The sequence below is a fragment of the Micromonospora sp. BRA006-A genome (assembly GCF_033433935.1).
Taxonomy (GTDB): domain Bacteria; phylum Actinomycetota; class Actinomycetes; order Mycobacteriales; family Micromonosporaceae; genus Micromonospora; species Micromonospora aurantiaca.
Window position 1 is genome coordinate 4,721,113 of the sequence record NZ_JANCLW010000001.1, and the last position, 21,051, is coordinate 4,742,163.

Genomic DNA, 21,051 nt, shown 5'->3' on the forward strand with positions numbered 1-21,051 from the left:
TGCCGTCGGTGCGCTCGCGCGCCCGCTCGGGCTCAGGGGTGTCCGGACTCACCCGTTGATCCTCTCAGGCCCGGGCACGGTGCGGGGCGGTGGTCGCCGCTCAGCGCGCGAACGGTTCCAGCATCACCGCTGCCGCCTTGAGCCAGGCGTTGCGGGTCTCGGCCTGGAGCTGGTGGTACTCGATCGAGGAGCCGGTCTCCAGCGCCGGGTCGTAGGGCACCACGGCGACCGCCCGGGTCCGGGTGGCGAAGTGCCGTTCCAGGTCGTCCTGCAACGAGGTACGCCCCGGCGTGGGACAGGAGATCAGCGTGACCGCGTTGTCGGCCAGCTCGCCCATGCCCACCTCGTGCAGCAGGTCGAGCATCCAGTCCGCGCTGAACGCCGCGTCCTCGCGCGGCACGGTGGTCACCACGAGCTGGTCGGCGGCCTGCATGACGGTGCGCCAGTTCGGGCTCTCCACGTTGTTGCCGGTGTCCACGCAGACCACCTCGTGGGTGCGGCGCAGCAGCTCCAGCACCCGCTTGACGGTGAACTGGTCGAGCCGCTGGGCGAAGCGCGGGCTCTCCTCGCCGGCCAGCACGTCGTACGAGCCGTCGGAGGCGTGCCGCAGGTAGTCGTCGAGGTGCGACAGCAGCGTGTTGCCCTCGAGGATCTCGATCTGCGCCAGGTCGTGGATCAGGTGCCGGATGGTACGGGCGTGCCGGGCGCTGCCGGCCCGCAGACCGAGCGTGCCGCGCAGCTCGTTGTCGTCCCAGGCGAGCACGCCGCGCCCGCGCACGCTGCCCACCGTCGCGGCGGCGAGCACCGTCGCGGTGGTCTTGTGCACCCCGCCCTTGGGGTTGGCGAAGGCGAGCACCCGCGGGGTGCCCAGCTCGCGGCGCAGCACGCTGGTCGCCCGTTCCAGTTCCGGGTCCGTCTCCGGGGCACGCCACTGCACCTGGGCCGCGTCGACCCGGCCGGAGCGGCCCTCCAGCGGGCGGCGGGGCGCGGGCACCACCGGCTCCGGGGCGGGCGGCGTGTCCGGCCGGTAGCGGCCCCGGTCGAGCAGCGCGTAGCGGGACTCCGGCGGGGGCGGCGCGGGCCGGTAGCCGCCGTCCAGAAGGGAGTACCGGGACTCGGCCGGCGCCTCGGCCCGGCCGCGCGGCTCCGGACGGGCCGGGTCGGGCCGCCAGGACGGCTCCGGGCGCGGCTCGGCGGTGAGGGGCTGCTCGGGCGCGAACGACGGGTCGGGGCGCCAGGACGGGTCGGGCGGGTAGGGCTGCCCGGCGCGCCAGGACGGCTCCGGATCGCTGCGGTACGCCGGTTCGGCCCGGTAGGCGGGCTCGCCGTCGTGCCGGGGATCGGCGCGGAAGGCCGGATCGACCCGGAACGTGGCCTCGGCCCGGTAACCGGGCTCGGCGCCGTACGACCCGTCGGGGGCGCGGCCGACGGCGGTGGCGCGCCCGGTCCACCCGGCGCCCGCGCCACGACGGGGCAGCGGGTCGGGCGGCGGCGCCGGTTGCTCCTCGACGTGCCGGTCGGTGTCGGCGTGCTCCGCGCCGCGACCGCCGAGCCGGGCCCGGTCGAGCAGCGCCCGCCACCGCGGTGCCGGCTCGCCCTGCCGACCCCAGCCGGTCTCGCTGCCGTCCAAGGATTCGCCCTCCCCCAGCCCATCGATCTCCGCCTGACAGGCTACGAACGAAACCCTATTCGGACCACTCCCCGCGCCGCACATCGCCCGGTGGTCCGCCGCACCATGGGATCGGCCGGGTCGCCGCGTACCCCGATGTCTCAGGAGGTGGGAGCGGGATTGGGCGTCCCGGAGCCGGCGGCGGGCGCGGGGGCGCTGGGTGAAGGTCCGCTCACCGTCCGTGCGGCTTCCGACGAATCGCCCATTCCGCCTGCCTCGGCCGGTCCGGTGTCGGCCGGCGGCCGGACCACGTCCCGCTGTTCGGGCAGCGGCGGGGTGAACACGGTCCGGTCCAGGCGGCGCACCTCCGGCGCCGGGTCCACCACCCGGACGCCCGGACGCACGGTGAGCGCGCGCAGGGCGTCCGGCGCGGCACTCACGACCGCGGCATAGACGCAGGCGCAGCCGGTCCGGTAGGCCTCCGCCTCGCGGGCGGCGACCTCCGCGCCGCTGTCGTACACCCGGCGCAGGTCCGGATCGGCGGTGGTCGCGGCGGCGCGGGAGCGGTAGTCAGCGGCCTCCCGGTCCTTGCGCGTCGCGACACCGGCCATGCCGGCCACCACGTCCTGCGGCAGCCGCAGCGCCGCGATCCGGACGATCTCGGTCTGCCGGCCGCGCAGCGGCACCCGGGTCACCACCGCCGAGGCCCGCGTGCCGTCCAGCGCGGCCGCGGCACGCGCCGGGGTCAGATAGCCGTCGAACGACACCAGCGCGTAGCCGTCCGGCGCGTCGAGGCGGGCCAGTTCGTCCCCGGCGGCGCGCAGGTACGCCGGGATGCTCGCACCGTCGGTCACGCCGACCCTCGTCACCTCGCCCACGGTGCGGTCGCTCACCGGGCGGTCCCGCCGCTGCGCCACGGCCACCACCAGCACCACGAGTGCGCAGGCCAGCGCGACCCAGGTCAGCGCGGCGGACCGGGACCGGCGCGGCGGCGCGGGATCGTCGCTCACGTCAGTCGCGCAGGATCTCCAGCGCCCGGGCCAGGTCGTCCGGGTACTCGCTGACGAACGTCACCTCGTCGCCGGTGCCCGGGTGCGCGAAGCTCAGCGAGCGGGCGTGCAGCCACTGCCGGGACAGCCCCAGCCGGGCCGACAGCGTGGGGTCCGCGCCGTAGGTCAGATCGCCCACGCAGGGGTGCCGCATGCTGGAGAAGTGCACCCGGATCTGGTGCGTACGCCCGGTCTCCAGCCGCACGTCGAGCAGGCTGGCGGCGGGGAACGCCTCGAGCGTGTCGTAGTGGGTGATGCTCGGCTTGCCGCCGGAGACCACCGCCCAGCGGTAGTCGTGGTGCGGGTGCCTGTCGATCGGCGCGTCGATGGTGCCGCGCAGCGGGTCCGGGTGGCCCTGCACCACGGCGTGGTAGCGCTTCTCCACCTCGCGGTACTTGAACGCGCGCTTCAACGCGGTGTACGCGCGCTCGCTCTTGGCCACCGCCATGATCCCGGTGGTGCCCACGTCGAGCCGGTGCACCACGCCCTGCCGTTCGGCGGCGCCGCTGGTGGAGATCCGGTGACCGATGCCGGCCAGCCCGCCGATCACCGTGGGGCCGGTCCAGCCCGGGCTCGGGTGCGCCGCCACCCCGACCGGCTTGTCCACCACCACGATGTCGTCGTCGGCGTACACCACGGTCAGACCGGGCACGGCCTGCGGCACCACTGCCGGCGGCGCGGCCGGCGCGGGCAGCGTGACCTCCAGCCACGAGCCCGCCTTGACCTTGTGCGAGTTGGGCCGGGCCACGCCGTCGACGAGCGCGTCCCCGGCGTCGATCAGGCCGGCGGCGGCGGTGCGGGAGAGCCCGAACAGCCGGGACACGGCCTGGTCCAGGCGCATGCCGTCGAGGCCGTCGGGCACGGGCAGGGAACGGGTGTCGCCGCCGGCGGCGAAGGCGGAGGTCACGCGCTCTCCCGCTGCTCGGCCGGGGCGGTGTCGTCGCGCTTCTCGTCGCGCAGCCGGGAGCCGTCGCGCTGCCGGCCGGTCAGCTCCAGGAAGACCGCGAGCACCACGCCACACACCAGCGAGCTGTCGGCCAGGTTGAACACCGGCCAGACCTGGCCGTACGGGTCGAACAGGCTGATCATGTCCACCACGTGGCCGACGAAGTGGCCGGGCGCGCGGAAGATCCGGTCGATCAGGTTGCCCAGCGCGCCGCCCAGCACCAGGCCCAGCGACACCGCCCACGGCAGCGAGCGCAGCCGCAGCGCCATCCAGGTGATCCACCCGATCACCACGAACGTGATGATCGGGAAGACCCAGGTGTGGTCGGAGCCGATGCTCCAGGCCGCGCCGCTGTTGCGGGTGAGGCTGAAGTAGACGGTGCCGCCGAGCAGCGACACCGGCTCCCGGCCGGTCAGCTCGGCGAGCGCGAGCTGCTTCGTGCCGAGATCCGCCAGCAGCGAGAACAGGGACACGCCGAGCAGCAGGCCGACGGCCTTACGGCGGGGCGCGCCGGCGCCCGACTCGGTGGTGCCGGCCCCGGCGGGCGGTGCTGCGGTCATCTGCTCCCCATCGACGCTCGCGAGACGGTGCGGTCACCGTCTGCCGTACGGCCGCCGGGGAGCGGTGATCAGCGCCGCTCCTCCAGCTGCTTGCACGTCACGCAGAGGGTGGCCGACGGGAACGCGGCGAGCCGCTCCACCGGGATCGGGTTGCCGCACCGCTCGCACCAGCCGTAGCCACCCTCGTCGAGGCGCTCCAGCGCGCGCTCGACCTGCGTGATCCGTTCCTTGATGCTGTTGGCGAGAGAGATCTCCTGCTCCCGCTCGAACGTCTTGGTGCCCGTGTCGGCCTGGTCGTCCCCGGCCGAGTCGGTCAGCCGCTCGCGCTGCAGCTCGGTGATCTCGCTCAGCGTCTGATCGTACTCGGCGTTCAGCTCGTCCCGCCGTGCCGCCAGGGCGGCCCGGATCTTCTCGGTCTCCGCCGCGCTGCGGGTGGCCTTCGCCACCGGTTTGCGACCGGCGGTCCTGGTGTCGGCTGGCTTCGCCATCGTCAGCTCCCTCAGCCGCGTGGAGCGGCGGTCAGCGGTGCGTGGGCGGGGACGCCGGCGTCGGCGTCGTCCGCGTACGGAAGGGTGCACGGCGAGCGGGCCCGCCGTGCACTCCGGAGGTTGGCAAGAATACGGAACGTACAGGCGTCCGACAACGTGCCGCACCGTCGTCCCACGTATCCGCCCCGGACTGCCATCAATCGGGGCAAAAGGAACGGTAGCAGATCAGCCGGCCGTCTCCTCGCCGTACTCCCCGAACCACCTCGCCAACCGGCCCCGGCGGCTCACCGCCCGCAGCCGCCGCTCGGTCTCGTCCCGTACTCCGGCGGTGGCGACGATGAGCAGGCTGTCCCCGACCTTGAGCCGGGTGTCAGCGCCCGGCACGAAACCGACCCCGTCACGCAGCACCAGCGTCACCGCGGCGCCGACCGGCAGCCGCAGCTCGTCCACGTGCACCCCGGCCAGCCGCGACCCGGCCGGCACCTCCAGCTGGAGCAGGTCGGCCCGCATCCGTTCCAGCGGAGCCGTCTCCAGCAGGATCTCGCTCGCCTCGGCCGGCGCGGTCACACCCAGCCGCCGGGCCGCCGGCGCCAGCGTCCCGGCCTGGAGCAACGTGAAGATCACCACCAGGACGAAGACGGCGTCGAACAGGCGGTCCGCCCCCGGCACGTGCAGCGACAGCGGGATGGTCGCCAGCACGACCGGCACCGCGCCACGCAGCCCGGCCCAGGACAGGAACACCTGCTCGCGCAGGTTCACCCGGAACGGCAGCGCGGAGACCGCCACCGACAGCGGCCGGGCGAGCAGCAGCAGCGCCAGTCCGGTGATCACGGCCGGCAGCACCGCCGAGTCCAGCCGGCTCGGCGAGACCAGCAGCCCGAGCAGCACGAACAGGCCGATCTGGGCCAGCCAGGCCAGCCCGTCGGCGAACCCGAGGATCGCCTGGCGGTGCGGCAGCCGGGAGTTGCCGAGCAGCACGCCCGCGACGTACACGGCGAGGAAGCCGGAGGCGTGCAGCACCGAGCCGGCCGCGTACGCCAGCACGGTGAAGCCGACCACCGCGATCGGGTACAGGCCGGCCGACGGCAGCGCGGCCCGGCGCAGCGCGTACCGGCCGGCCAGCCCGGCGCCGACCCCGACCGCCGCGCCGGCGCTCAACTCGTAGCCGAGCAGCAGCACCTCGTACCACCAGGGGTGGGCGGCCTCGACCCCGGCGCGGGACAGCAGCAGCACCAGCAGCACGACCGGGGCGTCGTTCACCCCGGACTCGGCCTCCAGCGCGGCCACCAGCCGGGGCGGCAGGCGCAGCCGGCGCAGCGTGGCGAACACGGCCGCCGCGTCGGTGGAGGAGAGCACCGCGCCGTAGAGCAGCGACAGCCGCCAGTCCAGGCCGAGCAGCAGGTGCACCACCACGCCGACGACCACGATGCTGACCACGACACCGACCGTGGACAGCGCCGCGGCCAGGCCGAGCACCGGCCGCAACGTGGTCCACCGCGCGGTCAGGCCGCCCTCCGCGATGATCACGATGAGCGCGCAGAAGCCCAGCACCCGGGTCAGCTCGACGTCGTCGAACCGGATGCCCAGGCCGGCCTCGCCGAGCAGCACGCCGAGCGCCAGGTAGACCAGCAGACTCGGTACGCCGAGCCGGGTGGAGAACCGCACCGCGCCCACTGCTACGAGCAGCACGGCGGCGCCCACGAGCAGCGCGACGTCGAGCCCCGGGGTCATCGCCGACTGGCCCGACCGGACCTCACGCCGTGCTGCCGTCGCGCAGCCGGCGCAGCACCTCGGGCAGCCCGTCGTGCGGGCGCTCGACCAAGAACAGCTTGTCCCGGCTGGCCGCGCCGGAGCGCAGCGACACGGTCGACGGGCGGACGCCGAGGGCGTCGGCGAGCGCGCGCCGGGCCGCCTCGGTGGCGCGGCCGTCCACCGCCGGCGCGTGCACGGCGACGACGAGCGCGGGACCGTACGGCCCGTCGAACCGCCCGCCCACCCGGGCGCGGGCCGCCCCGGGCTTCACCCGCACCGCGACGGTGAGTGTGTCGTCCGCGATCGTCATGGTCAGCGCGGCCGGGCCTCGGCGAGCAGGGTGGTGGCGGCCTCGCAGTGCGCGCACGGGGTGAAGCCCAGCGCCACCGCCTCGGCGACCGGCAGCGGTTCGTCCTCCCGGCCCACGAGGTGCGGGCAGCCGGGCAGGTGGAAGCGGGGATGGCCGTCGACCACCAGCACGTCACCCGGCAGCCGGACCAGCCGGGCGACGTCACCGGTGGAGAGGTACTCGGCGGGCGGGTCGCCGTCGAACGCCTCGCCCGGCGCGGGCGAGGTGGGCCGGGCGGTCTCCGGCACGCGCGGGCCGGGCGGCGAGTAGGGCGCCGCGTCCGCGACCACCGGGTCCGCGTCCACCGGCGCGGTGTACCGCCCGGCGGGCTCGGCGTCGAACGCGGACGTGGACGGCGCGGCGGCGGGCTCGGCCTCGAACGCGTGTGTGTACGGCCCGGCTTCGGCGTCGAACGCCGGCGGGTACGGCCGGGCCTCGTACGGCCCGGCGGCGGGCTCGTACGGCCCGGTGTCGGACGGCTCGGCCGGCGGCGAGTACGCGGCCGGCGGCGGGGCGTCGTCCGGCTCGGTCACCGGCGATCCGGGCGGTTGCCGCCACCCGGATCCACCGGCGCCGGCCGTGGACGTGTGGTGCGGGACCGGGCTCACCGGCTCGTCCGGGGACGGGACGGTGTGCGCGGTCCGTGGTCGCGGTCCGGTCTCCCGGCCGGCCGTGGCCCTCGCCGCGGCGGCCTGGCGGGCGAACGCGACGAAGGCGACGGCGGACAGCAGGCTGGCCGCGATCGAGACGATGAGCAGGAGGCTCGATCCGCCGGCGAGACCGGCGATCAGCAGCACGACCGCGACGAGGATGAGCAGGATGCTGGCGGCTACCACGGCTCACCCCCGGCCGCGTCGTGTCGGTCTGGGCGGTCGGTGGCCGTCACGGGGACGGCCACCGACGCGGGATCAGCGGCCGGACTCGAGCGAGCCCGCGCGGCCACCGCCGTAGGAGCCGGCGAGGCCGGCCGCGGCGAGACCGTTGCTGCCGGTGGCACGGGTGCCCTCGGCGCGGTTCATCTCCACCTCGAGACCCTGGCCGCGACCGTCGAGGTCACGCAGCTGGCTCTCCAGGTACGCCTTGAGGCGGGTGCGGTACTCGCGCTCGAACTGCTTGAGCTCCTCGATGTGCTTCTGCAGCGCGGTGCGCTTGGCGTCCAGACCGCCCATGGCCTCCTGGTGCCGCTGGCGGGCGTCCCGCTCCAGGGCGTCGGCCTTGGCGCGCGCCTCCCGGGTGACCTCCTCGGCCTTCGAACGGGCCTCGGAGAGCAGCTGGTCGGCCTCGCGACGGGCGTCGGAGACGTGGTCGTCGGCGGTGCGCTGGGCCATCATGAGCACCCGCAGCGCCTGCTGCTCGCCGTCACCGGTCACACCGGCCGGGCCGCCCTGCGCGCGGACCTGCTCCAGCTCGGCCTGCATCGCGCGGGCCGCCTGCTCGGCAGCCGCCTTGTCGCGCTGCACCCGGTCGAGCTGGGCCTTGACGTCGTTGAGCTCCGCCGCGAGGCGGGCGTCACCGCCGGGGCCGGCGGGAGCGCCACCCCGACCGCCGCGCTCCACCTGGGCGCGCAGCTCGTTGTTCTCCTCGATCAGACGGGCCAGCTCACGCTCGACCTCGTCCAGGAAGGCGTCGACCTCCTCCTCGTCATACCCCCGCTTGCCGATCGGCGGCTTTTTGAAGGCGACGTTGTGGACGTCGGCCGGGGTCAGCGGCATCGAAACTCCTCGGGTCAGTTGCGGCCGCGAAAGCGCTCTGGTCAGGCAAACGCGAAGATCAGGCGCCTAAACACGAACTCCATCAGCACGAACAGGATAACCAGGAGCACAAGGGAGGCCAGGTCGATGCTCACGGTACCAATTCGCAGTGGTGGGATCACACGCCTCAACGCTCGCAGGGGCGGATCAGTGACGCTCCACACGACTTCCAGTCCCGCCGACGCTCCCCGTCCCGGTTGCCAGCGGCGACCATAGGCCAGCACCGCCCCGAGAACAAATCGCGCCAACAGGACAATTAGGAAGATGTACAGCAGCAGGTAGAGCACCTGGAACAGGATCGACAACACGGCAGGCGACGTCCCTCGGTCGTGCGGCTCAGCTCAGGCTGAAGAAGCCGCCCTCAGCGATCTTGGCCTTGTCCTCCGCGGTGACCTGGACGTTGGCCGGTGAGAGCAGGAACACCCGGTTGGTCACACGCTCGATCGTACCGCGCAGACCGAACGCGAGCCCGGCGGCGAAGTCGACGAGCCGGCGGGCGTCCGCCTCGTCCATCTCGGTGAGGTTGATGATCACCGGTACGCCGTCCCGGAAGTGCTCGCCGATGGTCCGCGCCTCGCGGTACGTGGTCGGGTGCAGCGTGGTGATCTGGTAGCGCTGCTCGTCCTCCGGCGCCACACGCTCCCGCTCGCGCGGCTGGGCCTGCGGCGCGAGGGCGAGATTGTCCCGGGTGTGGTAGGTCAGGGCACCAGAGGTGTCACCGCCGGAGGACCGGGTGATCGACCGCACGCTGGACCGCTCGGCCCGCTCCGGGCGCTCGGTCTCGGCCCGGTCGACGTCGGCGGCGCGGCTGGAGGCACGCTCGGACAGCCGGCCCCGCTCGCCGAGCCGGCCGCGGGTCGTCGGCGGCTCCTCGGCCTCGTCGTCGTCCTCGTCGGCGAACTCCTCGGCGTACCGGCTCGACCGGTAGCGCGACGAGTCCCGGTAGCCACCCTTGTCGTAGCCACCGTCCTCGTACGCCCGCTCGTCGTCCTCCTCGACGAGACCGAGCCAGACCCCCGCCTTGCGCAGTGCACCCATCCCCGCGCCCTTCCGTCCGCCGTGCGGCACGCGCCCCCGTGCCGTGTCGCTTGATCACGAGTGGACGATCATGCCCACCGGACCGGATCGGCAATCCCCTGACGTGCGGTTCGCGGTCCGCCCGTCACGGCCCCCGGCTACGGGAACGCCGTCCTGAACAACACTGATGTAATTTGCTTCCGTCGTGGTGAGGCTACCGCAGCGCAGGGCGCATTCCGAGCAACGCGCTGCCGACACGGACATGTGTCGCGCCGTGCCCGACCGCGCTCTCCAGGTCGCCGCTCATCCCCGCCGACAGCACCGTCGCGCCCGGATGGTCGGCCCGCAGCGCCGCCGCCACCTCGGCCAGCCGGGCGAACGCCCGGTCCGGCTCCCAGCCCAGCGGCGCCACCGCCATCAGGCCCGCCAGCCGCAGCCCGTCGGCGCCGGCCACCGCCGCGGCCACCGGGTCGAGCCCGCGCTGCGGATCGGCCGCGCCGGGCAGCGCCCCGCCCCGGGCCGGGTCGCCGTCGATGCTCACCTGCACCAGCACGTCCAGCGGCCGGTCCCGGACCGCCCCGGCGGCGGCGTCCAGCGCGGCGGCCAGCCGGACGCTGTCCACCGACTGGACCACGTCGGCGTACCGGACCACCGAGCGCGCCTTGTTGCGCTGCAACTGGCCGATGAAGTGCCAGCGCGGCGCGGCGCCGGCGTCTGCCACCGCCTCCGCCTTCGGCGCCGCCTCCTGGTCGCGGTTCTCCCCGACGTCGGTCACGCCGAGCCCGGCCAGCGCGACCACGTCCGCCGCCGGGTACGTCTTGGTCACCGCGACCAGGGTGACCTCGTCGCGCTGCCGCCCGGCGGCCGCGCAGGCGTCGGCGATGCGGGCCCGCACCCGGGCCAGCCCGGCCGCCAGCTCGGCGCGCCGCTCGGGCCGCACCGCCGTCTGTGACTCCGTCATCGGCGCGGCTCAGGACCCGTTCTTGAGGAAGTCGGGCACGTCGACGTCGTCGAAGAGCACCCGGCGCGACGGCTGCTGCGGCGCCGGCATGGTGGCCGGCGGGCTCACCGGAGCGTTCGGCTGGGCCGGCGGGTTCTGGTTGCTCTTGCGCGGCGGCTCGACCGCCTTGTACGCCGGCGCGCCCCCGTCGAAGCCCGCCGCGATCACTGTCACCCGCACCTCGTCGCCGAGCGCGTCGTCGATGACCGCGCCGAAGATGATGTTCGCGTCCGGGTGGGCCGCGTCGGTGACCAGCTGCGCCGCGTCGTTGATCTCGAACAGGCCGAGGTCCGAACCGCCGGCGATGGACAGCAGCACGCCGCGCGCGCCGTCCATGCTCTGCTCCAGCAGCGGGCTGGAGATGGCCGCCTCGGCCGCCTCGACGGCGCGGTTCTCGCCCCGGGCGCTGCCGATGCCCATGAGCGCGCTGCCGGCGCCGCTCATCACGCTCTTCACGTCGGCGAAGTCCAGGTTGATCAGGCCCGGCGTGGTGATCAGGTCGGTGATGCCCTGGACACCGGAGAGGAGCACCTGGTCGGCGGTGCGGAACGCGTCCATCATGGAGATGTTGCGGTCGCCGAGCGCGAGCAGGCGGTCGTTCGGGATCACGATGAGCGTGTCGCACTGGTTGCGCAGCTCCTCGATGCCCGCCTCGGCCTGGACCTGCCGGCGCTTGCCCTCGAACGAGAACGGCCGGGTGACCACACCGATGGTGAGCGCGCCGAGCTTGCGGGCGATGTTCGCCACGACCGGCGCGCCGCCGGTGCCGGTGCCGCCGCCCTCGCCGCAGGTCACGAACACCATGTCGGCGCCCTTGAGGACCTCTTCGATCTCGTCGCGGTGGTCCTCGGCGGCGTTCTTGCCGACGTCCGGGTTGGCGCCCGCGCCCAGTCCCCGGGTCAGCTCCCGGCCCACGTCGAGCTTGACGTCGGCGTCGCTCATCAGCAACGCCTGCGCGTCGGTGTTGATCGCGATGAACTCGACGCCCTTGAGCCCAACCTCGATCATCCGGTTGACGGCGTTGACGCCGCCGCCCCCGATGCCGACGACCTTGATGACCGCCAGGTAGTTGTGCGGAGGTGTCATCTCCGGTCCTTTCCCTTCGAGATTGGCATGGGCCGACCCCACACGGCTTGGCCGGATCAGCGGCCTCCGACGGGTGAACCCTCACCCTCTACTAGAGGCTTAGAGTTATGTCAACCACTGATCTCTTCGGGGCAACGTATGCGCCGCCGCGCCAGGAGCCAAGGACCTGTTCCGGCGTGTCGCCGACCGAGCGACAGGGGACACATCGCCCGCTCGCTGAGCCGCGGGTCACTCGAACGTGACCACGTCCGGCGCGCTGACGTCGATCCGGTCCGCCTTACGGCTCAGCAGAGCGGTCGCCACCGTCGACTTGTCGGTGCCCCGGGAGGCGTCACCCCAGAACACCTGACGCTCGCCGCGCAGCAGCAGCGTGATCCGGGCCAGCCCGGCCACGTCCACCGCTACCAGCTCCGCGCGCAGCTTCTGCTCCAGCGCGGCGAGCACCGCCAGCCCGGCCCGCGTACCCGGGTCGTCCGGGCCGGGCCGGGCGACCCGGACCTGCGGCAACCCGTCCGGCGCCCGGTCCAGCCGCTGGAACACCACGCCCGAGCCGTCGATCACCACGAAGCCCTCACCCTGCGGCACCGCCGCCACCGGCGTGCGTTCCCGCACCCGGATCACGAGCGTGCCCGGCCACTCCCGTTCCACAGTGGCGTTCGCCACCGGTGGCAACGTGCCGACCTTGCGCGCGGTCGCGTCCAGGTCCACCCGGGCCAGCGGCGCGTTGTCCGGCACCGCTGCGGCGTCGCGGATCTGCACCGGGGTGACCAGCCGCGCGCCGACCACCCGTACCTCACGGACGCCGAACAGGCCGGTGCCCAGCACCGTCCACGCGACCAGGCCCGCGACGACGAGCACCGCGGCGGCGACCGCCCACGGCAGCGCCGCCCGCATCCGCCGCTGCCGGGCCCGGGCCATGAACCGGCGGGTCGACGGCGGCACCGCGTCCGCGTTCGCCCGCACGAGCTGCCAGCGCCGAGCCGGGCTGCGCCGCCCGGCGCCGCCGTCCGGTCCGGGGGTACGGCCGCGGGCCGGACCGGGACTCATCCGGCCGGGGTCGCCGCGCCGTCCGGGTCGACGCCGGCGCCGAGCCCCGTGCCCCCGCCGGAGCGGGCGAGCAGGGCGTCGAGCAACTGGTCACCCATCAGCGAGATCGGCGGCGCGCCCATGGTCACCACCACGTCGCCGGCGCGTGCCCGCCGGGCCACCTCGCCCGGCACGTCGTCCCACGCCTCGACGAACACCTTGCGCTCGGCCGGCAGCGGCACCTCCTGGATCAGCGCTGCCGAACCCTCGCCGGGGCGGCGCGTCTCACCGGGGCCGAAGACCTCCAGCAGCACCACCTCGTCGGCGATGCCCAGCGCGGCGGCGATCTCCGCCTGGTTGTCCCGGGTCCGGTAGAGCCGGTACGGCTGGAACACCACGATCAGCCGGCCGTCGCCGGCCACCTCACGCAGCGTCTGCAACGCCAGCGTCATCGAGGTCGGGTGGTAGGCGTACTCGTCGTAGACCAGCACGCCGTCCGCCGCGCCCTTGCGCTCGAAGCGCCGCCGCACGCCGGGGAACGCGCCGAGCGCGGCCTCCGCCGCGGCCACCGGCAGTTCCAGCAGGTACGCGGCGAGCACCGCGGCGGCGCTGTTGAGCGCCATGTGCCGGCCCGGTACGGGCAGCCGGATCTCGCCCAGCGGCCGGCCCTCGACCTCGGCCTGGAAGCGCACCCCGTGCGCGGACGACACGACCTCGCTCATCCGCAGGTCCGCGTCGGCGGCCTCGCCGTACGTCCAGACCCGGCGGCCCTCGGCGCGCAACGTCTCGGCCAGCCGGCGCCCGCCCGCGTCGTCGGCGCAGGTGATCACGAAGCCGGCCGGGTCGGTGAGCCGGGCGAACTCGGCGAACGCCGCCTCCAGGGTGGCCAGGTCGCCGTAGGTGTTGAGGTGGTCCGCCTCGATGTTCGTGATGATCGACACGAACGGGCGGTAGATGAGGAAGGAGCGGTCGCTCTCGTCCGCCTCGACCACGAAGTGCTCGCCGGTGCCGTGGTGCGCGCCGGAACCCACCTCGGAGATCTCGCCGCCGATCACGAACGACGGGTCGGTGCCGGCCTGCTGGAGCACCATGGTGACCATCGAGGTGGTGGACGTCTTGCCGTGGGTGCCGGCGACCGCCACCGTCCGGCGGCCGGTCATCGCCGCGGCGAGCGCCTCGGAGCGGTGCAGCACCCGCAGCCCGCGCCGGCGCGCCTCGACCATCTCCAGGTGGTCCTGCGGGATCGCCGAGGAGTAGACCACCGTGTCCACCCCGTCGAGGTTGGACGCCTCGTGGCTGGAGTGGATGGTGCCGCCCAGCGCCCGCAGGCCGGCCAGCGACGGCCACTCCCGCAGCTCGCTGCCGGAGACCGGCAGGCCCCGGGTGAGGAACAGCCGGGCCAGCCCGGCCATCCCGACCCCGCCCACCCCGATCAGGTGGATCCGGCCCAGGTCCTCCGCCGTCATGGTGCCGGCGGGCGTGAACTGCGCGGTGTTCATCAGACGTACCTTCCCGTCGCGGTTGCCCTCATCAGCGGGAGACCGCCTCGTAGACGAAGTTCAGCAGCGCCACGTCGCCGTCGCGGCGGCCGTAGCCGGCTGCGGCGTGGCTCATCGCGTACAGCCGCTGCGGATCCCGGATCAGCGGGATCACCGTCCGCTCCAGCCACGCCGGGGTCATCTCGGCGTCGTCGACGAGCAGACCGCCACCCGCCTCCACCACCGGCAGCGCGTTGCGCTTCTGCTCCTGGTTGCTGTGCGGGTAGGGCACGTAGATGGTGGGGAGGCCGATCGCGGCCACCTCGGCGCAGGTCATCGCGCCGCCCCGGGCCAGCATCAGGTCGGCCGCGGCGTAGCCCAGCTCCATCTCGGACAGGTACGGCAGCGTGACGTACGGCACCGGCAGGTCGGTGGGCACGGAGACCGGCTCGTTGCGGGCGCCGATCACGTGCAGCACCTGCACACCGTTGCGGGCCAGCTCCTTCGCCGCGCCGGAGACGGCCAGGTTGATCGAGCGGGCGCCCTGCGAGCCACCGGCCACGAACAGCACCGGCAGGTCGGGACGGAGTCCGAAGTGGGCGCGGGCGGCGTCACGCAGCGCGGCCCGGTCCAGCCCGGCGATGCCCCGGCGCAGCGGCACACCGACCACCCGCGCGTCGCGCAGCGCCTCGGCCTGGGCCGGCTGGTGCGGGAAGCCCACCGCGACGTTCTTGGTGAACTTCATCCCGAGCCGGTTCGCCACGCCCGGCGGCACGTTCACCTCGTGGATGACGATCGGCAGCTCCCGCCGCCACGCGGCCAGGTAACCCGGCACCGAGACGTACCCGCCGAAGCCGACCACGGCGTCGGCCTGGACCTCGTCGATCACCTTGCCCGCCGCGCGCGCCGCCTTCCACATCCGGTCCGGGGTACGCACCAGGCTCATGTTGACCGATCGGGGCAGCTGGTAGGCCGGGATCTGCCGCAGGTCGTAGCCGGCCGGCGGGATCAGCTCGTTCTCCAGCCCCTTGGGTGTGCCCAGACAGGTGATCCGGACGCTCGGGTCGTGTCGGCGCAGGCAGTCGGCGAAGGCGAGCAGCGGGTAGATGTGCCCGCCCGTACCCCCTCCGCAGAGCACCACCGAACGCAGCGGACCCATCAGCGTCTCCTCTCGCTCGCCGCGCCGGCGCGCGCCCGGTCGGACCGGGCGCCGCGCGGCGCGGCCTGGTCGTCCTGCCGCCGCTGACGGGACCGGGGCACGGACCCTCGGTCGGCCGGGGGCGGCGCCGGTCGGCGGCGCCGGCCGGGAAGCGGCGGCAACGGGGCCCACACTAGTCGGACCCATCGGGCGGGCGGACGGGCATGCAGCGCTCGCGCCGCGTCCGGCTCGGCGCGGGCGAACGAGGCGAGCATGCCGATCGCGGCGAGCGTCACCACGAGGGCGCTGCCGCCGTCGGAGATGAACGGCAGCGGTACGCCGGTCAGCGGCAGCAGGCCGGTCACGCCACCGATGTTGATGACCGCCTGGCCGACCAGCCAGGCGGTCACGCCGGCGGCGGCGAGCCGGCGGAACGGGTCCTCGACCCGGCGGGCGATCCGCATCCCGGTGTACGCAAGCACGGCGAACAGCACCAGGATCACCGTGCAGCCGACCACGCCCAGCTCCTCCGCGATGATGGCGAAGATGAAGTCGTTGTGGGCCTCGGGCAGCCAGCCGTACTTGAAGCTGCTCTGGCCCAGGCCGACACCGAACCAGCCGCCGTTGCCGATCGCGTAGCGGGCCTGCACGAGCTGGTAGCAGTAGTCCAGCTCCTGCTCGAAGCAGGTCCGCGGGGAGGGCGGGTCGAGCCACATGGTGAGGCGGCCGAGCCGGTAGTTGTCGGCGCCCCGGGAGCCGGAGCCGGCCCCGAGCGAGGCCGCGGCCACCAGCAGGCCGATGCCGGCCAGGCCGATCGCGGTCAGCGCGGCGAAGACCCGGCCCCGCACGCCGGCCGCCCAGAGCATCCCGACCACGAGCGCCAGCAGGCAGAGCATGCTGCCCAGGTCGTTGTAGCCGACAAGCACGAACAGCAGGCCCACCACCGGGAACAGCGGAGTGGCCAGTTCCTTCCACCAGCCGAGCGCGGCGCCCTTGCGGGCCAGCACGTGCGCCGCCCACAGCACCAGCGCGAACTTCGCCACCTCGACCGGCTGCACGGAGATCGGGCCGAGGTAGAGCCAGAGCAGTTGCGCCTTCAACGGCCCGATCGACGTCACCCCGAACAGCGAGTTCATCGCCACCAGCAGGTTGAGCAGGAGCAGCAGCGCCACCGCCACACCGAGCGCCGGCCGGCTGACCGCCCGGAACGTGCGCGCGGGCAGCCGCTGGCAGGCCCAGAACGCGCCGATGCCGATCACCGCGAAGACGGCCTGCTTGGTCAGCGACGCCGACGCGTCGCCGTCCATGACGTAGTCCCGCACGCTCGTCGCGGAGAAGACCATGGTGAGGCCGATCAGCAGCAGCAGGCCGGCGCTGGACAGCAGCAGGTAGTACGAGGCCAGCGGCCGGGCCAGCAGGCCGCGCAGCGCGGCCAGGCCACCGGCCGGATCCCAGCGCGCCGCCGGCGGTTCGGCCGGTGGCGTGGCAGCCGGGGCACGGCGGGCCGGCGGGTCGCTGGTCACCTGGATGTCTCGTCCCTCCCCCACAGGCCCATCATGGCCGTTCGACCCGCCCGCCCGTGGCGCAACCGCCCGGTCGGCGTGTCGGATCTGAAGGAAGGGCCCCTTATTAACAGACGTCTGTTAATAAGGGGCCCTTCCTTACACCCGAGCCGTCAGCTGACCGCGGCGAGGAACTCGCTGTAGAACAGGCCCAGCGCGATGGCCACGCCGATACCGGCGATGATCCAGAACCGGACCACGATGTTGACCTCGCTCCAGCCCGCCAGCTCGAAGTGGTGCTGCAACGGCGACATCCGGAACACACGCTTGCCGGTGGTACGGAAGGAGATGATCTGGATGACCACGGACATCGTGATGATCACGAAGAGGCCGCCCAGGATCGGCAGCAGCAGGATGGTCCGGGTGGACATCGCCATGCCGGCGATCAGGCCGCCCAGCCCGAGCGCGCCGGTGTCGCCCATGAAGATCCGCGCCGGGGACGTGTTCCACCACAGGAAGCCCACGCAGGCGCCGGCCGCCGCGCCGGCGATCAGCGCGATCTCCAGCGGGTCGCGCACGGCGTAGCAGTACGACTCGGTGTAGTTCGGGTCGGCGCACCAGTGCCGGTACTGCCAGAACGCGATAAGCGCGTACGCCGCCAGCACCATCACCGAGGCGCCGGTGGCCAGGCCGTCCAGGCCGTCGGTGAGGTTGACGCCGTTGGTGGCCGCCATGACCACCATGATGATGACGATCACCGCGCCGATCTTGCCGATCTCCAGCGCCGGAATGTCCCGGATGAAGCTCAGCGTGGTGCTGCCGACGGTCTCGGTGTTCGTCGCGTTGCCGCCGGCGTCCGTCATGCTCGACGGGAAGTAGACGGCCACCGCGCCGAAGACCGCGCCGACCAGGATCTGCCCGGCCAGCTTGCCCCGCTTGTTGAGGCCGCCGCTGTGCCGCTTGCGCACCTTCAGGAAGTCGTCGATGAAGCCGACCGCGCCGGAGAACACCATCAGCCCCAGCAGCACCAGCGCCGTGATGGTCGGCTCGACCTGCGCGATCTGCGCGTCCGGCAGCGTGGTCAGGGCCAGGTGACCGGCCACGTACGCGATGACCGTGGCCAGGATGAAGACCACGCCGCCCATGGTCGGCGTGCCCTTCTTGCCCTCGTTGCTGGCGAGCCCGAGGTTCGATCGGATCGGCTGGCCGGCCTTGAGCCGGGCGAACACCTTGATCGCGATCGGCGTGCAGAACAGTGAGATCAGGAACGCGACCCCGATGGCGACGATGACCGCCCTCATGCGGCGCCGCCCTCCGTCGTACCCTCCGGGGCGTCCGCGCGCAGCGCGTCGGCCACCTCCCAGGTCCGGTACCGGGAGCCCTTCACCAGCACCACGTCCCCCGGACGCAGCTCGCTCCGCAGCACCTCGACGGCCGCCGCCTGATCGGTGAGCAGCACCGACTCTCCTCCCCAGTTACCTACCGCTGTCGCGCCCTCGTGGATCGGCGCCGCCGGCTCGCCCACCACGAGCAGCCGGTCCACTCCCAGTTCGGCCGCGAGCCGGCCGACCTGCTGATGCCCCTGACGTTCGAAGTCACCCAGCTCGGCCATGTAGCCGAGCACCGCGACGGTACGCCCGTCGCCGCGCATGCTGGCCAACGCCCGCAGCGCCACGCCGGTGGAGGCCGGGTTGGCGTTGTACGAGTCGTCGATCACTGTCACCCCGTCGGGGCGTTCGAAGACGTCCATCCGCCGGGTCGAGACCAGGCCCAGCTCGTTCAGCGCCGCCGCCAGGTCGGGCAGCGGCAGGCCCAGCTCCCGGCCGACCGCCGCGGCGGCGAGCGAGTTGGAGACCTGGTGCCGGCCGGTCAGCCCGAGCCGCACCGGCGCGCTGCCCTCCGGGGTGACGAGGGTGTACGAGGGCCGTCCCCGGCCGTCGAGCGTCACGTCCACGGCGCGCACGTCGGCCCGCTCCGACTCGCCGTAGCGCACCACCCGGGCCCGGGTACGCGACGCCATCGCGTCCACCCGCGGGTCGTCGGCGTTGAGCACCGCCAGCCCGTCTTCGGGCAGCGCCTCGACCAGCTCCCCCTTGGCGAGCGCGATGGTCTCCACCGAGCCGAACTCACCCAGGTGCGCCACGCCGACGTTGAGCACCACGGAGATCCGCGGCGGCACCACGTCGCACAGGTATCGGACGTGCCCGACCCCGCGGGCGCCCTTCTCCATCACCAGGTAGCGGGTCTCCGGGGTGGCCTGCAACGCCGTGTACGGGTGCCCCAGCTCGTTGTTGAACGAGCCGGGCGGCGCCACCGTCGGGCCGAGCCGGACCGCGAGCTGGGCGATCAGGTCCTTGGTGGTGGTCTTGCCGGACGAGCCGGTCAGCCCGATCACCGTCAGCCCGGGCAGCCGGTCCACCACCGCGCGGGCCAGCCGGCCCATCGCGTCGAGCGCGTCGCCGACGAGCACCATCGGCACGCCCGGCACCTCCCGGGTGCCGAGCACCGCCACCGCGCCCGAGGAGATCGCGCCGGCCGCGTAGTCGTGGCCGTCCACGCGTTCGCCGGGGAAGGCGACGAACAGCCCGCCCCGGTTGACCTTGCGGGAGTCGAACTCGACGGTGCCGGTGACCCGGGCGTCCGGCTCGGCGCCGACGAGCCGGCCGTCGACGGCGGCGGCCACCTCGGCCAGCGTCAGCGGGATCACCGCAGCCCCACCAGGTCACCGAAGCGGGCGCGCAGCGCCGCCGCCAGCTCCACCCGGTCGTCGAACGGCAGCACCTCGCCGCCGATCTCCTGGCCGCGTTCCTGGCCCTTACCAAGCACCGCCACCACGTCACCCGGTTCGGCCACCCGGACCGCCTCCTCGATCGCCGCCCGCCGCCCGGGCACCTCGATGACGCGGGCCGGGGTCGCGGCGGCGTACGCGCCCGCGAGCACCTCGGCCCGGATCGCGGCCGGATCCTCGGTCCGCGGGTTGTCGTCGGTCACCAGCACCACGTCGGCGCCGCGCGCGGCCACGCCGCCCATCACCGGCCGTTTGCCCCGGTCCCGGTCGCCGCCGGCGCCGAGCACGCAGATCAGCCGGCCCTCGGTCAGGCCGCGCAGCGCGGTGAGCACCGCCTCGATCGCGTTGGCCTTGTGCGCGTAGTCGACCACGCCGCGTACCGGGGCGTCGCCGCTGACCAGTTCCAGCCGGCCGGGCACGCCACCGCAGGCGGCCACGCCACGCGCCGCCGTCTCCGGGTCCACCCCGGCGGCGACCAGCAGGGCGACCGCCAGCAGCGCGTTCGCCACGTTGTGCCGGCCGGGCAGCGCCACGCCGGTCGGCAGCGTCAGCCCGTCCGGGCCGTGCAGGGTGAACCGCTGCGCGTAGCCCTCGCCGTCGATGCCCTCGGCCCACCAGGTGGCGTCCGGGTCACCGGCCGCCGAGTAGGTGACGGTGCCGGGCTTGTGCAGCGGGCGCAGCGCCGGGTCGTCGTGGTTGAGCACCTCGACCCGGCAGCGTCCGTCGAACAGCTTGGCCTTGGCCGCGAAGTAGTCCGCCTCGTCGGCGTGGAAGTCCAGGTGGTCGGAGCCGAAGTTGGTGTAGCCGCCGACGTCGAACCGGACGCCGCCGACCCGGCCCATCGCGAGCGCGTGGCTGGACACCTCCATCACCACCGTGTCCACACCGTGCTCGCGGGCCACCGCGAGCATGGCGTGCAGATCGGTGGCCTCCGGGGTGGTCCGGACGCTGTCGATCACCAGGTCGCCGAGGCGGGTCTCCACGGTGCCGATCAGCCCGGTGACGTGCCCGGCGGCGCGCAGCCCGGACTCGACCAGGTAGCTGGTGGAGGTCTTGCCGGCGGTGCCGGTCACCCCGATCACGGTCAGACCGGCGGTCGGATCGCCGTAGACGGTCGCGGCCACCTCGCCGAGCGCGTCGCGCGGGTCGTCGACGACGAGCACGGGCAGGCCGGTGCCGGCGGCGAGCGCCGCGCCGGCCGGGTCGGTCAGCAGGGCCACCGCGCCCGCCTCCGCCGCCGCGGCGGCGAACTCCGCGCCGTGGCGCCGGGCGCCGGGCAGGGCGGCGTACAGGTCGCCGGGGCGTACCTCCTGGCTGGCGTGGGTCACGCCGGTGACGGCCGGTTCGTCGGCCTCCTCCGGCAGAGTCGCCGCCACGCGGGCGGCGAGGTCGCCGAGCCGTACGGGACGCACGGTTGTGGGACGTGGATTGCCGGGCACGGCGTCAGACCCTACCCGGTCGTCCGGTTCCGACCGCACAGCCGCCCCGGTGGTTCGTCGCCACTCACCGATG

The 21,051-nt window shown here is 74.0% G+C and carries 19 protein-coding genes and 1 pseudogene; all 20 read right to left on the minus strand.

Going from position 1 to position 21,051, the window contains the following annotated elements; translation table 11 throughout:
* Positions 1-100: 100 nt before the first annotated feature.
* Complete coding sequence (locus NMK34_RS21345; protein ID WP_318334914.1) at positions 101-1,630, minus strand: ATPase; 1,530 nt, start codon at positions 1,628-1,630, stop codon at positions 101-103.
* A gap of 140 nt (positions 1,631-1,770) precedes the next feature.
* Positions 1,771-2,619, minus strand: a complete 849-nt coding sequence (locus tag NMK34_RS21350) for a hypothetical protein (RefSeq protein ID WP_318334915.1) — start codon at positions 2,617-2,619, stop codon at positions 1,771-1,773.
* A 1-nt stretch (position 2,620) separates the two neighbouring features.
* Positions 2,621-3,565, minus strand: coding sequence for an RluA family pseudouridine synthase (locus tag NMK34_RS21355; protein WP_135241274.1), 945 nt, complete (start codon positions 3,563-3,565; stop codon positions 2,621-2,623).
* Complete coding sequence (gene lspA / locus NMK34_RS21360; RefSeq protein ID WP_194801225.1) at positions 3,562-4,164, minus strand: signal peptidase II; 603 nt, start codon at positions 4,162-4,164, stop codon at positions 3,562-3,564. The genes NMK34_RS21355 and lspA overlap by 4 nt, the downstream gene beginning before the upstream one ends.
* Positions 4,165-4,232: 68 nt before the next feature.
* A complete protein-coding gene (locus NMK34_RS21365) occupies positions 4,233-4,652 on the minus strand; it encodes a TraR/DksA family transcriptional regulator (protein WP_302907720.1) in 420 nt (139 codons plus the stop codon).
* Between the two features lie 225 nt (positions 4,653-4,877).
* Positions 4,878-6,383 (minus strand): potassium/proton antiporter, encoded by a 1,506-nt coding sequence (locus tag NMK34_RS21370; protein WP_318334916.1) that lies wholly within the window; start codon positions 6,381-6,383, stop codon positions 4,878-4,880.
* Positions 6,384-6,405: 22 nt separating this feature from the next.
* Positions 6,406-6,714 carry a DUF167 domain-containing protein gene (locus tag NMK34_RS21375; protein ID WP_318334917.1) on the minus strand — a complete coding sequence of 103 codons (309 nt, stop codon included), beginning with the start codon at positions 6,712-6,714 and terminating at the stop codon, positions 6,406-6,408.
* A gap of 2 nt (positions 6,715-6,716) precedes the next feature.
* Positions 6,717-6,911: pseudogene (locus NMK34_RS21380) on the minus strand (hypothetical protein); the annotation flags it as partial.
* A gap of 750 nt (positions 6,912-7,661) precedes the next feature.
* Entirely contained in the window at positions 7,662-8,465 is an 804-nt protein-coding gene (locus NMK34_RS21385) for a DivIVA domain-containing protein (RefSeq protein WP_135241278.1), read from the minus strand.
* 41 nt (positions 8,466-8,506) lie between these two features.
* On the minus strand, positions 8,507-8,812 hold the full coding sequence (locus NMK34_RS21390; protein WP_013287596.1) for a YggT family protein: 306 nt from the start codon (positions 8,810-8,812) through the stop codon (positions 8,507-8,509).
* A 28-nt stretch (positions 8,813-8,840) separates the two neighbouring features.
* On the minus strand, positions 8,841-9,542 hold the full coding sequence (locus tag NMK34_RS21395; protein WP_318334918.1) for a cell division protein SepF: 702 nt from the start codon (positions 9,540-9,542) through the stop codon (positions 8,841-8,843).
* A 193-nt stretch (positions 9,543-9,735) separates the two neighbouring features.
* A complete protein-coding gene (locus NMK34_RS21400) occupies positions 9,736-10,482 on the minus strand; it encodes a YggS family pyridoxal phosphate-dependent enzyme (protein WP_318334919.1) in 747 nt (248 codons plus the stop codon).
* A gap of 9 nt (positions 10,483-10,491) precedes the next feature.
* Positions 10,492-11,607: a cell division protein FtsZ gene (gene ftsZ, locus NMK34_RS21405; protein WP_030500246.1), complete on the minus strand. Its 1,116-nt coding sequence runs from the start codon at positions 11,605-11,607 to the stop codon at positions 10,492-10,494.
* Positions 11,608-11,835: 228 nt separating this feature from the next.
* The gene (locus NMK34_RS21410; protein ID WP_318334920.1) at positions 11,836-12,654 is read right to left on the minus strand and encodes a cell division protein FtsQ/DivIB; all 819 of its coding nucleotides are present in this window, start codon (positions 12,652-12,654) and stop codon (positions 11,836-11,838) included.
* A complete protein-coding gene (murC, locus tag NMK34_RS21415) occupies positions 12,651-14,132 on the minus strand; it encodes a UDP-N-acetylmuramate--L-alanine ligase (protein ID WP_318334921.1) in 1,482 nt (493 codons plus the stop codon). The genes NMK34_RS21410 and murC overlap by 4 nt, the downstream gene beginning before the upstream one ends.
* Before the next feature lie 31 nt (positions 14,133-14,163).
* Positions 14,164-15,270, minus strand: coding sequence for an undecaprenyldiphospho-muramoylpentapeptide beta-N-acetylglucosaminyltransferase (gene murG / locus NMK34_RS21420; RefSeq protein ID WP_318334922.1), 1,107 nt, complete (start codon positions 15,268-15,270; stop codon positions 14,164-14,166).
* Complete coding sequence (locus NMK34_RS21425) at positions 15,270-16,685, minus strand: putative peptidoglycan glycosyltransferase FtsW (RefSeq protein WP_318336393.1); 1,416 nt, start codon at positions 16,683-16,685, stop codon at positions 15,270-15,272. Before NMK34_RS21425 ends, murG begins: the two co-directional genes overlap by 1 nt.
* 239 nt (positions 16,686-16,924) lie before the next feature.
* Positions 16,925-18,052 carry a phospho-N-acetylmuramoyl-pentapeptide-transferase gene (gene mraY, locus NMK34_RS21430; protein ID WP_091420798.1) on the minus strand — a complete coding sequence of 376 codons (1,128 nt, stop codon included), beginning with the start codon at positions 18,050-18,052 and terminating at the stop codon, positions 16,925-16,927.
* Positions 18,049-19,458 carry a UDP-N-acetylmuramoyl-tripeptide--D-alanyl-D-alanine ligase gene (locus NMK34_RS21435; protein ID WP_318334923.1) on the minus strand — a complete coding sequence of 470 codons (1,410 nt, stop codon included), beginning with the start codon at positions 19,456-19,458 and terminating at the stop codon, positions 18,049-18,051. Before NMK34_RS21435 ends, mraY begins: the two co-directional genes overlap by 4 nt.
* Positions 19,455-21,017, minus strand: coding sequence for a UDP-N-acetylmuramoyl-L-alanyl-D-glutamate--2,6-diaminopimelate ligase (locus NMK34_RS21440; protein WP_318334924.1), 1,563 nt, complete (start codon positions 21,015-21,017; stop codon positions 19,455-19,457). Before NMK34_RS21440 ends, NMK34_RS21435 begins: the two co-directional genes overlap by 4 nt.
* Positions 21,018-21,051 lie beyond the last annotated feature (34 nt).

Excerpts from the sequence above, each read along its gene's own strand:
- lspA (WP_194801225.1), bottom strand. The coding sequence starts at position 4,164 with ATGACCGCAGCACCGCCCGCCGGGGCCGGCACCACCGAGTCGGGCGCC.
- NMK34_RS21365 (WP_302907720.1), bottom strand. The coding sequence starts at position 4,652 with ATGGCGAAGCCAGCCGACACCAGGACCGCCGGTCGCAAACCGGTGGCG.
- NMK34_RS21370 (WP_318334916.1), bottom strand. The coding sequence starts at position 6,383 with ATGACCCCGGGGCTCGACGTCGCGCTGCTCGTGGGCGCCGCCGTGCTG.
- NMK34_RS21375 (WP_318334917.1), bottom strand. The coding sequence starts at position 6,714 with ATGACGATCGCGGACGACACACTCACCGTCGCGGTGCGGGTGAAGCCC.
- NMK34_RS21385 (WP_135241278.1), bottom strand. The coding sequence starts at position 8,465 with ATGCCGCTGACCCCGGCCGACGTCCACAACGTCGCCTTCAAAAAGCCG.
- NMK34_RS21395 (WP_318334918.1), bottom strand. The coding sequence starts at position 9,542 with ATGGGTGCACTGCGCAAGGCGGGGGTCTGGCTCGGTCTCGTCGAGGAG.
- NMK34_RS21400 (WP_318334919.1), bottom strand. The coding sequence starts at position 10,482 with ATGACGGAGTCACAGACGGCGGTGCGGCCCGAGCGGCGCGCCGAGCTG.
- ftsZ (WP_030500246.1), bottom strand. The coding sequence starts at position 11,607 with ATGACACCTCCGCACAACTACCTGGCGGTCATCAAGGTCGTCGGCATC.
- NMK34_RS21410 (WP_318334920.1), bottom strand. The coding sequence starts at position 12,654 with ATGAGTCCCGGTCCGGCCCGCGGCCGTACCCCCGGACCGGACGGCGGC.
- murC (WP_318334921.1), bottom strand. The coding sequence starts at position 14,132 with ATGAACACCGCGCAGTTCACGCCCGCCGGCACCATGACGGCGGAGGAC.
- murG (WP_318334922.1), bottom strand. The coding sequence starts at position 15,270 with ATGGGTCCGCTGCGTTCGGTGGTGCTCTGCGGAGGGGGTACGGGCGGG.
- mraY (WP_091420798.1), bottom strand. The coding sequence starts at position 18,052 with ATGAGGGCGGTCATCGTCGCCATCGGGGTCGCGTTCCTGATCTCACTG.